Origin of the sequence: uncultured Actinomyces sp. (assembly GCF_963542285.1) — a bacterium.
Lineage (GTDB): Bacteria > Actinomycetota > Actinomycetes > Actinomycetales > Actinomycetaceae > Pauljensenia.
Genome location: NZ_CAUTWQ010000001.1, coordinates 78,354 through 90,710, shown reverse-complemented (window position 1 = coordinate 90,710; position 12,357 = coordinate 78,354). Strand labels below are relative to the sequence as shown.

Genomic DNA, 12,357 nt, shown 5'->3' with positions numbered 1-12,357 from the left:
GGAATGAAGATCTAAGGGGCGTGCGCGCTTTGGAGATAGAAAACAAAACAAAACCCGGTCTCTGTCGAGACCGGGTCATCAGTAGCGGGGACAGGATTTGAACCTGCGACCTCCGGGTTATGAGCCCGGCGAGCTACCGAACTGCTCCACCCCGCGTCGGTACCTATAAAAGGTACCCTCTTTCAGTCGAATGACACAAATCGAGCAGGGGTGAGATGAGTCATGCACCTTCTCCCACATGCACTTTGAAACTGGATGGAACTGAGGGTGCCTCCACCTAATATGCGGACATGACTTCTTCGAGCTTCTTCGTAATTGTCTTATGCCTCTTACTGTGCAGCGGATCGTGGGCGCTTGGAAAACGTATGGGACAGACACAGACACGCCTCGAGCTATCTGAAAAGCTCGTAAGCGCACAAACGCAGGTAACAGAATTACGCGCCCGACTCGATGAACAACGGGATATCCAATCTCAGCTCAATGATTCGCAAAATCAAGCATTCCATCATGAATCCATCAATCATCAACGCCTTATGCAAAGCCTCATGCCCATCAACGAAGGGATGAGGCTCCTGCAAAATTCGCTCACCTCGCTTGAACGCCAACACTCGGCACAACTAGCGGCACTGGGGCAACAGCTTCAATTGAGCCGTATTTCAGAAGAGCGTCTCCGTCAATCCGCCGATGAGCTATCTCGAACTTTGTCGCACTCACCCCTGCGTGGTACTTGGGGTGAAGCTCAATTACGTTCCTTAGTTGAGTCTGCCGGGCTACTTGAGCACGTTCACTTCAACACCCAGGTCTCGCTCGCCCAGCGCACTAAACGCCCAGATATGTTAATCCTTCTGCCAGAGGACAAATGTATCCCCATCGACGCGAAGGTCCCCCTCAGCGCTTTCCTCGATGCACAGGCCCAGGACGAAGAACAAGACACAAGCGATTCAGCTTCTCCATCTTCTCCAGCAAATTCCACGGCGTCTTACGAACATCTCATGGTCACCCATGCGCAGGCCCTTCGCAGACACGTAACAGAACTAGCTAAAAAAGAATATTGGAAGGAACTCCCCTACTCAGCCGACTACGTCATTGCATTTATTCCTGCAGAGTCAATCCTGTCGGCTGCACTACGCCACGATCCATCCCTCATGCATGATGCACTTGAAATGAATGTCGTCCTTGCATCCCCCACTTCAATGTGGGCAATTCTTCGAACCGTATCTTTTACATGGCGTCAGGAAAACTTATCCTCACAGGCCAATGAGATTATTCAGCTTTCTCAAGAACTCTACGAGCGCCTTCGAACACTAGGAAAACATGCAACAAAAGTGAGCAATGCGCTCAATAATGCCTCGCAGTCATGGAATTCCTTCCTAGCTTCCTTCGAATCTCGCGCTCTGGTCAGCGCACGGAAGCTATCGGGATTGAGTACTGAATCGAAACCTCTCGATACAGTCAAAGTGGAAGCACGTTCTTTCGACGAAAATCTATTCGGGAGAAATCAACTGAGGACCAATCCGCAGACGTCTACTCGCCTAGATCCGACGGAAAATTTGGATACGCCAACGGAGAGCATCTCCTGAAGCAGCGCGCCACTGAGCATCGCTGGCCTCGGTATCTAATTGCCAGGTGACAGGATCAATCTCAGGGGCGTACACACCGCTGGTACAAGAGTCGACACGCTCCCGAGCTTCCTCCTTTAACTCGAGTAGAGAAACAACAAGCTCATCGACGACATCCATAGCCAAGCTATAGATCTGCGCTCCACCTGTCACCCATACTCTTTCACTTCCGCGCACGGCAGCATCTTTCTGCCCGCACAGTAAAGCCTCGTCAATCGAATGAACGACTTCAGCGCCATCAAGAACCAAGCTAAGGTCGCGAGTGACAACAATCGACGTCCGCCCCGGAAGAGCGCGCCCTAAAGCATCCCATGATGAACGCCCCATGATGATTGGGCTATTCATAGTCGCTGACTTAAAGTGAGCAAAGTCGTCGGGAACCCGCCAGCACAGGTCTTTGCCCGAGCCTAAAAACCCATCCGCTGTCTGGGCCCAAATCGAAGCAACAGGGATCTTCCCCCCTGATACTGTCTCCACAGAACGATTCGATGCGAAGGATTTAGCCTCCACGACACTCACACGGCCACCGGTGCTTTGATCGTCGGATGATGCTCATAACCGACAATCTCAAAATCATCAAAGCCGTAAGAGAACATCGAATCAGCCTTACGGAGGTTCAATGTCGGGAAGGGATAGGGTTCACGCGAGAGTTGCTCAGTGACCTGCTCCACGTGGTTGGAATAGATGTGGCAGTCGCCGCCAGTCCAGATAAAGTCTCCCACCTCAAGGCCAGCCTGTTGGGCGAACATATGAGTGAGGAGCGAATAGGAGGCAATATTGAAAGGAACGCCAAGGAACATATCTGCACTGCGCTGGTAAAGCTGAAGCGAGAGACGGCCATCAGCAACATACAGCTGGAAGAATGCGTGACACGGCTCCAGAGCCATCTTCGGCAAGTCTCCGACATTCCAGGCTGACACAATCATTCGACGAGAATCAGGGTTCGTCCTCAACGTCTCCAAAACTTGGGAAATCTGGTCAATTTCGCGGCCATCGCCGGCATTCCAGCGTCGCCACTGAACCCCATAAACTGGCCCGAGATCGCCATTTTCATCGGCCCACTCATTCCAAATGCGCACGCCGTTCTCCTGAAGCCAGTGGACATTGGAATCACCACTCAAGAACCATAAAAGCTCACCGATGATCGACTTCATGTGGACACGCTTGGTCGTGATCAGTGGGAATCCCTTTGAAAGGTCATAACGCAGCTGGGCACCAAAAAGCGAACGAGTACCCGTGCCGGTGCGATCGGACTTTTCGGCGCCCTCACGCATGATCTTCGCCAGCAGATCCTCGTACTGTCGATCAATCTGGTTCACTGCTGTTCCTTTCCAGCTGTCCCAAAGGTCATTTTTCGTCGGTACCTACAAGCCTAGTGGTAGGCACCGACGAAAAGCCGACCAACTCTCAGAATTAGCGAACCTGCTCCGAAGCAATGTGCAGAGTGTGCGGGAGCGGGTGAGAAACCGTATGTGCGATAGTGCAGCGACGCTCGATCGCGGCCTCGGCACGCCGAAGAAGCGAGGCAGTCTCTTCCTCGCTGAGCGCTGAGAGATCTTGAAGGAGCTCGATTTCCATCGAGGTAAAGCGATCTTCAGCCTCGTCATACTCGGCCGAAACGCCGGCAATCTGAGCAAAATCGTCGCCTAGAACCGCGGCAAAACGCGCGTCAGAGGACATTGCATTACATCCTGCGAGCGCAAGTTTGAGAAGATCTCCGGGGCTAAAACGTCCCGGGCCATCCCCTACCAAGACCTCAGCGCCTCGCGCATTACGCGCAACATACTGACGAACCCCAGTACGTTCGAGGTACAAGGGGTTTGAGGGCCCCGATGCCGCGGGCACAGATTGGGTAGTTTCTTCAATTTCTTCTGCCATGACCTGTCCTTCGTGTTGTTGTTCTAGTGCAACCAATGATCGCAAATTTTTATTCCACAGCTATTGTGCAATCGGGTACTCGCCCGCATGAGCGATGAGCCAGTTATTGACAATGCGTCGATCCCGCTCAAACGCCTGCGCAAGACGCTCAGAAATTGTGTTTTCAACGCTTCGCCCGATAAGCGGAATAAGCACATGGTAGTCACCATCCACGTGCCACTGGCACTGATTCACATCCCCACTGGCAGCGGTCACGCTCTGGGTGAACTCAGCAGAAACCGGTAGTCCTTTAACGTCAAGTGTGCACTGTGCTCGAAACTCACCCGGCGCTACCTGAGTCCAAACTTCGTCGTATTCAACACGTGCCTTATTGGCGACGAGGCTACGGGCCTTCGCAGGGATCACCTCGGGGTTAACGCAGCCCCACGCGCTCACAGCCCGTTGTTGAGGATTCTCAATGATCGGGTCCTTCAAAAGAGGCCCGATTCGTTCCATGACGAAGCCCGGAGTCGTACTAATTTCGACGAATGCCTCAGGTGAGCATTGATAGTGTGCATCCCCATTGAACTGCATGCCAATCCTATCCTCGTATTTCTTTGTGTTCACCTGAGAAGAAGGCGAACACCACCGCTGTGATTGTATCCTCGCCGCCCGATGATTCTCACAACTTCCGCTATGACGCTATTGTGAATACATGCCCACACTGACTCAGATCGCTGAATCTGCATCTGCTACTCCCATTCCCACAGGTGCGATCGAGCTTTTACATCGGCTTCTTGAAGATTGGCAGGTCATCGCTGACCTTGCCGCAGCAGACTTAGTTCTGTGGCTTCCCACAGATGACGATCGCTTTATTGCCGTTGAAAGTTGCCGTCCATCGACATCAGTTACCGTGCACGCTGAGGATCCACGAGGCCTTTATCTACCGCTTGCTCGCGAGGCTGAGCTTCGTCGCGCCATGGAAACCTGTGAAGTCGTTCGACCAACTGCAGCGCGCTGGGCTGGCACCTACTCGATGATGGAGACCTGCGTGCCGATCCCCTATCAAGGTGAGGTTGTTGCTGTACTGACCCGCGAGGCAAATCTCTCATCCCCCCGCTCTGTTCAAGGTTTTGACACGTGGACGGGCGAAGCCGCAGATGTCCTCTGCGAAATGATTTCTCGCGGGGAATATCCCTACGACTCCGCTCCGACAATTACTGGACACGGCGTTCCTCGTGTCCAGGACGGTGCCATTCTGATTGACGCTGAGGGCAAGGTTCTGCAGGCAACTCCGAATGCGACCTCGTGCTTGCGTAGTTTAGGCATTCGGGAATCTGTTCTTGGAGAGGTCCTCGCGCAACGTATTACCGACGTTGTTTCTGACTCGACAATCGTTGAAGAGTCCTTAGCAGTGGTTGTCATGGGTCGTGCGCCTTGGCGCGTTGAAGTAAGTGTGCAGGGCTCAACGGTCACAATGCGCGCTCTTCCGTTATTTAACGGGCGCAAACGTTTGGGCGCTGTCATTTTGACTCGTGATCTGTCCGAACTGCGTAGACGCGAGCAGGAATTGATGACGAAGGACGCGACGATTCGCGAAATTCACCATCGTGTGAAGAACAACCTGCAAACCGTTTCCGCACTATTGCGTCTCCAAGCACGTCGTTCAGACTCCGAAAGTGTTCAATCAGCCCTTCAAGAGGCCGAACGCCGTGTTCAGGCGATCGCTACCGTCCATGAGGCTCTTTCTCAGGATGTTAATGAGCAGGTAGATTTCGACGAGGTCGCGCGAACAATCGTCCGTATGGCAGGTACGGTTGCCTCAACCGATCATTCTGTTGACGTAGTGACAACTGGAGAATTCGGTAGCCTTGAGGCCGCTCAGGCTCAGGCGATGGCAACGGTTTTGAATGAACTTGTGTCAAATTCGGTTGAGCACGGACTTGCCGACAAGGACGGGCTGGTTCAGGTCCATGCTGAACGTAATGGCAGCCAGCTCACGGTCACCGTTTCAGACGACGGGGCAGGAATCCAACCCGGGCGGGCGATGACCGGTCTGGGAACTCAGATTGTCAGCCAAATGGTCCGTGCAGAGCTTCAAGGAAATATTGAATGGCAGCCGGGAGCCGAATGCGGAACTACTGTCGTGATCAGGGCCCACCTGAATAACTAAGAGCCCAACATAGCGAAAAACCGCTTCTATTCTCCTGCATGTCGACGACACCGACATGAAACGGCTGTGGGCCCGGGTGAGTATTCCTCACCCGGGCCCACGCCTTTACTCAGCTTGAGCTATCAGGAACCGGAGCCGCTTTGGGCATCCAGCTTCTTTTGGGCGTCGATAGCCTTCGTCAGAGCATCATTGAGACGCTTCTGTGATTCGCCATAGGCTGCCCAGTCGTTGTTCTTCAGAGCATTCTGACCATCTTGGATAGCCTGGTTAGCATCTTGAAGCGCCGAAGCAAGCTGCTTGGAGGGCTCGCTTTCCGCTTGGTTTTGTTGATCGCCACTGCCCTTATTCTTATCGGCAGATTGATCACCGCCGGCGACCTTTGCAGCGGAATCACCGCCGAAGGTTTGGTCAAGGGATTCTGCCAGTGTGGGCGCAAAACCAACTCTGTTACCGAAGGCTGTCAGCACAAAACGCAAGACCGGGTAGTTTGCTCCACCCGAACCTTGGATATAGACCGGCTGGACATAAAGCAGGCCACCACCTACAGGCAGAGTCAACAGGTTACCCCTGATAACCGTGGAATCAGACAGGTTCAAAACATTAAGCTGCGAGGCAATCGTTTGATTGGTGTCGTAGGCGTTCTGGATCTGTCCCGGACCGGGAACCGTCGTCGAGGACGGAAGAGCAATCAATCGTAGCTTGCCGTAGCCCTCACGAACCTTCCCGGCCTCGCTTCCGGTTTCGGAATCCACCGCGAGGAAGCCAGCCATGGCCTCGCGCTTGGATTCACCACCCGGAACGAAAACAGAGGTCAATGAGAATTCCGCGCTCTGCTGACCCGGCATTTGCATGGTCAGGTAATATGGCGGCTGCACGCGGACGGCCTGCTGCTGCGAGCTGCTCATGGTAGCGGTCGATGTTCCATTTGCAGTTGCGGCTGTCGAGGTTTCCTCAGCAAGGCGCCAGCGGTCACCACCGGTGTAGAAGTCAGAGGCATCGCGCACATGGTAAGAGGTCAAAAGATCGCGCTGGACCTTGAACATATCCTCGGGGTAGCGCAGGTGACCCATAAGATCAGCGGAAATGTTTTGCTTCGATTCGACGCTTCCTGGATAAATCTTCATCCACGTCGACAGAATGGGATCCTTTTCATCCCATTGGAAGAGACGCACCGATCCGTCATAGGCATCAACGATCGCCTTGACAGAATTACGCATGTAGTTAATGGAGTTTTCCTGGATGTACTGCCCCACCGACTGTGAACGCGAATCAACCGTGCTGGACGACAGCGATTGGTGCTGAGCGTAAGGATAGGAATCCGTTGTCGTATATGCGTCGACAACCCAAACAAGCCGCTTAGGTGTCGAGGGATCGCCATCCGTATCGACAACGGCAGGATACGCCTTCTGTTCCAGTGTCAGGTAGGGAGCAACCTTTGCAACGCGAAGAAGCGGATCACGATCATAGAGAATCTGCGATTCCTGATTCGTTTGCGAGGAGAAGAAGATATCGGTTGACCCGAACTTAATCGAGTACAGAAGCTTATTCCAGACGTTCCCAACCGAAGGACCGCCATTACCCTTGAAGGTCGTGGAGACCTGGCCGCCAGGCGCGTTGTCATCCGGGTAGTCGAGCTCTTGGTCAGGAGTTCCTTCAGGGCCGCCGACGATCGAGTAGTCGGGGGCCGACTGCGAGAAGTACACACGAGGCTCGTACTCGCCGATCTCTCCCTTTGAGGGGATGGACTGCTCCCAGTAGGCGGGAAGGCCATCAGAGGTGATGGTGTTACCGTAGGCAGCTACAACACCGAAACCGTGCGTGTAAACGGTATGACGGTTCACCCAGTTCTGCTGTTCTTGAGACAGGCCTGCCAAATTCAGCTCACGCATTGAAATGACAGTATCGCGACGCTCACCGTTAATGGTGTATCGGTCAACGAAGAAACCGGAATCGAAGGAGTAGTAGGGACGCGACTGCTGCAACTGCTGGACAGTCTTGCGAATCACCTGAGGGTCAAGAAGACGAATCTGTGAAGTTGACTCAGAGTCTTCACGAAGCTGCCCAGGTTGAGCGGTGGTCGTCGCATCGTAGGTCTGATAGTCCAGATCATCGAGCCCGTAAGCTTCCAAGGTCGCATCAATATTGTGCTGAATATATGGGGCGTTAAGCGAACGCGCATTCGGGCGTACGCGGAATTGTTCGATCAACGCCGGGTATGCGCCACCAATCACCAATGCCGCAACGACTGTAACCACAACGCCAATCGTTGGAAGGCGCCACGTTCCCCTGAATGCGGCTACAAGGAACAAAGCTGCAACAGCGATGGAAATAACAGCCAGGATCGAGTGCGCGGGAAGCGTTGCATTGACATCCGCATACATTGCACCATCAATATTGTCACCGCTTTGAGTCAGCAGCGAGTAACGGCCAATCCAGTACTGCACACCGATAATCACCGAGGCAATCGCAGCCAAGATCCCCAGGTGACGACGCACCGGCACAGTCGCGTGCGGACGCGGTACCACCTGCAAACCACCGTAGAGGTACGAAGCAACGATCGAGACGACGAGCGAAAGAATCACCAAATGGAGCAGGAAGGAAACAACGAGTTCCAAGAATGGAAGAGTGAAAACAAAGAAAGAGATATCCCAGCCAAAAATCGGATCTGTCTTTCCAAAAGGCGTCGCATTGAGCCAGATGAGGACTGTCTGCCAGCCTTCCGCAAGACGGAGGCCTGCAGGGATACCCAAAACCAATGCGACCAGCCAGAAGGCAAGCTTCTTAAAAGGCTCGATAGCGTCTTGGTACTGCCTCAGATTCGCGGCGGCTTCACCACGCTTTGACGATACGCGGTGTCGATGGGCCAAGCCGATCATGATGCGCAGCACAGCGACTGACAAGACAACACCGACAACGGCTAAGCCTGCAATCACTCCCCAACGCGTCAGTAAGATCCGAGTCGCGTGCATCTGTTGGAACCACAAAATTTCAGTCCAGAATGACGAAGCCGCGTAGACAAAAAGTCCAAGAAGCACCAGAACCGTAACGGTAATTACCCCCGGCCCCACCTTTGGGCGCCGGATCTCAATTTTGGGCAATTGAATTGGCTGATGGTCAGGAAAGAACGGAGAATCGCTCACAAGACATCCTCTCGAAGAGTGATCACAGTGTTCCTATTCTAACGAGAGGCTCATGAATCTGCGTCTGTCTTTCGGCTATGGGAAAATGACACCATGGTTGAACTGACTCCTACTGCACGTCAAATTGCTCTTGCACACGTTGTTATTGACATCGAAAAAGCAGCATCTGTCGTGGGCTGGGACCACGCGCCTTCCCTTTACGCGTTGGTTCACACCGCAATGTTGCTCGAGCAGCCCGATCTACCCGATGAGCTTAAGGACGCGCTCCGCAAGGAATGGGATGGGACGGACGAGCACCTCAGTGCAATCATCCAAGAAGACTTCCAAGGAGACGACCTCGAAGAGATGTTGGCTCATCTTGCCTGGCCCCCTTCGGTCGTGGGCGCAGCTTTGAGCGTTGAACGCGTCATTGTTCCGCCTGAGGTCGAGGCTCAGGCCCCAGCAGATCCCGAAGAAGCCATTGCGTTTATCTCAAACCATCCTCAAGCTACTGATGTCCGTATCGCCGCGGGAGCATTGCGCAGTGGCGAAACGTGGAGTGCCCTTCGCGCCCGCACTTTCGACAGCGATGACAAGGTCGGTCAAGGATCACGCCTGGTTCCCAGCCTGACCGACGCTCTTCTGGCCTCGCTCTCGGACTGAAAATTCTGTTACTTGGCCTCGCAGGTTGGTAGGGAATCGCCACGATTCTGGCCAATCGCAACCACGTCCTCGTGCGCTTCATGAAGGGTCGAAACGCGAACGACACGCAGCCCTTCGGGAACGTGCCCGATCACCTCGTCGCAATTGCTTTCCGGCGCAAGGAACCAGCTGGCCCCATCGCGCTTTGCACCCTGCATTTTCTGCGCGATCCCGCCGATTGGACCAACAGTACCGTCGTAGGAAATTGTCCCAGTACCCGCAATTGATTGGCCTCCCGTCATGTCTCCTTCACTCAGGCGGTCAATAATTGCCAGCGAGAACATCATTCCCGCTGAAGGGCCGCCAATATCTTTCATAGCGAAGTTAATTTCCACGGGAATATTGGCCTTAACACTCAGATAAACTCCCATTTTTGAGCCCTGAGACCCATCTTCAGGCGCAGATGTGACAATTGTTTCCGTGTGTTCGACGTCTTCACGCTTCACGGTGATCGTGATGGTGGAGCCAGGAGCAACAGAATGCATAATCGTGAAGGGATCTGCCGCAGTTTCAATCGGGTGCACCACCCCATCGGGGGTCTGGATCGACTCCAAGATGTCAGATTCTTGAACTTTTCCAACTGCATCGGAACCTTCGACCGCACCGGAAATATACACGGTTGCGGGTACCTTCCATCCCAGTTCCGCGAGCGCCGCGATCTGAGCGGAATACTGCGAGTTCTCCATCTGATGTGCGTTCCGGTTATCCACTTGCTCGCGGGTCACGTTCGCCGGGTAGACCTTCGAGTACGGGATCATTTCCGAGGCCGGCGTTAGTTTCGCTTGAACCCATCCAAAGACGTTGAGACGCCTGCCCGGTCCTCCCATTTCTGTGACGGTCACCATCCGGAGTTGACCTCCCTCGTGAGGGGCATTGGGATCGGGATTCGTGATTTCTTCGCCAGTTTGTGGATTGGTACCCGTGATCGACAGAATTTCTTTCACGTCACCCTGCTGGTCCTGAGTCTTTCCCAGGACATCAACCGTCGGTCCGGGAAGCCTCGCAACGTAGGGCAGCGGGATTGCAGTGCAGGCAATAATCACCAAAGTAAAGGCCACAACACCAGCGGTAAGACGACGGAGCCATCGAAGAGTCCGCTCACTGCGTTGCGTAGTGTCAGTCTCTTCATATTCGAGGTCTTCGTTGTCATTCATAACTGCCATTGTCTCTCAGACGCTCACACCTTGTCCTGAAAAGAGACCACAACTCAAGAAAGGACACGGCCTCGTGATTCCCATCTAATTGCGCTATGAGCAAAGTTGAGCGCAAAGAGCACGATATCTCTAGTACTTCTTGTTCCTTGACTATTAGGCTCGTGATATGAGTGACAACGAGTCGAACATGGAAGAGTTCCTACGTCAGTTGTTGGGCGAGCAGGCCGCTCGCGCTGCAATGGAATCCATGCGCGCCCGAGGCATTGACCCCGAAAGCCTCAACAGCCAATTCCCTGATCCCTACATGATGAAACAGGCTCTTACTCAATTCACGATTATGATGAACGGTCCTGCCAGCGGTCCTGTGGATTGGAAGAGCGCCTTACAAGTTGCACACACCAAGTCCTGGGATTCAAAAGAAACCGCAGTCACCGCAGCACAAGCTCAACGAACTCGCGAAGCAATGTCCGTTGCTGACCTTTGGTTAGATGCCGTTGTCGAGTTTGGCCCAGGCAATGTCAATCGTCAGGTATGGACTCGCTCTGAATGGATTGATGGGACCGCAGAGGTATGGAAGCGTATCTGCGAACCGGTTGCTGCAAATGTTGCTCGGGCCTTTGAAAATATCCTCGACGAGCAGCAAAAGCACATTGCGGATATTGATCCCTCACTATCAGATTCAGTTCCCGACATTTCAAGCCTTCTCAGCTCAACTCGCGATATTTTGCCGAAGATGTCGTCGTTCCTTTTTGCAAGCCAAATTGGAATGGCTTTGGGGCAGATTGCTCAAAGTGCTCTGGGATCAACAGATGTCGGTATTCCCCTTGCCGATGCTTCTACCACAGCCCTAGTCGCTCGTAATATCGAAGATTTCGCTGATGAACTTGAAATTCCCTTCGAAGAAGTACTTCAGTTCATTGCTTTGCGCGAGTGCGCACATCATCGTCTCTTCACCGGTGTCCCCTGGTTGACCGGGGACCTTACACATGCAGTCGAGCGATATGCGCAGCATATTGCGATCGATAGCGAGGCCGTCGCCGAGGCCGCGACTCGTCTTGACCCAGCGAACCCTGAGTTCAATGAAGATTCGCTGAACGAACAGATCTTCGCAGCCGCACCGACACCCGAACAGCGTGCAGCATTAGAACGTGTGGAAAATCTTCTCGCACTGATCGAAGGCTGGGTTGATGTTGTCACCTCACAAGCGGCACGCCCCTATCTTCCCCACCTTGAGCAGCTGCGCGAGCTGATGCGCCGTCGACGGGCATTGGGCGGTCCTGTTGAGAAGGTTCTTGGAAGCTTAATTGGCTTGAAGATGCGTCCGCGTCGTGCTCGCGATGCAGCCAAGCTTTTCCAATTGGTCACTCAAGACGAGGGCAGCGATGCCCGTGAAAAACTGTGGGCTCACCCCGACCTGATTCCCAATAGCAACGAGCTCGATTCCCCAGAAACCTTTGTTGCGCTTCGACGTGCCGAGGCCGAGGCCAGCGCCGATCTCGACCAGGCGCTTGAGTCGCTATTGGATGGTTCAATGGGATGGGCTGAGGGGCTCGATCCCACGATTGACCCCGAGGCAGATACCCTGCGTAAGGCAGGTTTTGATATTGGAGACGAACAAACTTCTGCTGGCTCCGAGGACACATCTCAGGACGAAGGTCATGCTTCGGATGAGGATCATTCTTCAGATAACGGGATGCCATCTCAATCCTGAATTGATTGGCCAATCAATCCAC

At 53.7% G+C, this 12,357-nt stretch carries 10 protein-coding genes and 1 tRNA gene; 4 read left to right on the top strand and 7 right to left on the bottom strand.

Going from position 1 to position 12,357, the window contains the following annotated elements; all coding sequences use genetic code 11:
• Positions 1-82: 82 nt before the first annotated feature.
• Positions 83-156, bottom strand: a tRNA-Met gene (locus RW023_RS00455).
• Between the two features lie 209 nt (positions 157-365).
• Here RW023_RS00455 and RW023_RS00450 point away from each other — a divergent pair.
• Complete coding sequence (locus RW023_RS00450; RefSeq protein WP_315579370.1) at positions 366-1,580, top strand: DNA recombination protein RmuC; 1,215 nt, start codon at positions 366-368, stop codon at positions 1,578-1,580.
• On the opposite strand, the gene RW023_RS00445 is transcribed toward RW023_RS00450, so the two are convergent.
• The 4 genes from RW023_RS00445 to RW023_RS00430 all read right to left on the bottom strand — a co-directional run bounded on the left by RW023_RS00445 (position 1,533) and on the right by RW023_RS00430 (position 4,070).
• Positions 1,533-2,096 (bottom strand): dihydrofolate reductase, encoded by a 564-nt coding sequence (locus tag RW023_RS00445; RefSeq protein WP_315579369.1) that lies wholly within the window; start codon positions 2,094-2,096, stop codon positions 1,533-1,535. The genes RW023_RS00450 and RW023_RS00445 overlap by 48 nt on opposite strands.
• A 38-nt stretch (positions 2,097-2,134) precedes the next feature.
• Entirely contained in the window at positions 2,135-2,938 is an 804-nt protein-coding gene (locus RW023_RS00440; protein ID WP_315579368.1) for a thymidylate synthase, read from the bottom strand.
• A 94-nt stretch (positions 2,939-3,032) separates the two neighbouring features.
• On the bottom strand, positions 3,033-3,497 hold the full coding sequence (locus RW023_RS00435) for an OsmC family protein (protein ID WP_315579367.1): 465 nt from the start codon (positions 3,495-3,497) through the stop codon (positions 3,033-3,035).
• Positions 3,498-3,557: 60 nt separating this feature from the next.
• A complete protein-coding gene (locus RW023_RS00430) occupies positions 3,558-4,070 on the bottom strand; it encodes a DUF2505 domain-containing protein (protein ID WP_315579366.1) in 513 nt (170 codons plus the stop codon).
• 121 nt (positions 4,071-4,191) lie between these two features.
• On the opposite strand from RW023_RS00430, the gene RW023_RS00425 reads away from it, so the two are divergent.
• A complete protein-coding gene (locus tag RW023_RS00425) occupies positions 4,192-5,649 on the top strand; it encodes a sensor histidine kinase (RefSeq protein ID WP_315579365.1) in 1,458 nt (485 codons plus the stop codon).
• 122 nt (positions 5,650-5,771) lie between these two features.
• Here the strand turns inward: RW023_RS00425 and RW023_RS00420 are convergent, their stop codons facing one another.
• Entirely contained in the window at positions 5,772-8,789 is a 3,018-nt protein-coding gene (locus tag RW023_RS00420; protein WP_315579364.1) for a UPF0182 family protein, read from the bottom strand.
• Between the two features lie 93 nt (positions 8,790-8,882).
• Here RW023_RS00420 and RW023_RS00415 point away from each other — a divergent pair, with 93 nt between their 5' ends.
• The gene (locus RW023_RS00415; protein ID WP_009409123.1) at positions 8,883-9,431 is read left to right on the top strand and encodes a PPA1309 family protein; all 549 of its coding nucleotides are present in this window, start codon (positions 8,883-8,885) and stop codon (positions 9,429-9,431) included.
• A gap of 8 nt (positions 9,432-9,439) precedes the next feature.
• Here RW023_RS00415 and RW023_RS00410 read toward each other — a convergent pair whose 3' ends face one another.
• Positions 9,440-10,633, bottom strand: a complete 1,194-nt coding sequence (locus RW023_RS00410; RefSeq protein WP_315579363.1) for a S16 family serine protease — start codon at positions 10,631-10,633, stop codon at positions 9,440-9,442.
• Positions 10,634-10,790: 157 nt separating this feature from the next.
• On the opposite strand from RW023_RS00410, the gene RW023_RS00405 reads away from it, so the two are divergent.
• Entirely contained in the window at positions 10,791-12,335 is a 1,545-nt protein-coding gene (locus tag RW023_RS00405) for a zinc-dependent metalloprotease (RefSeq protein WP_315579362.1), read from the top strand.
• Positions 12,336-12,357: the final 22 nt, after the last annotated feature.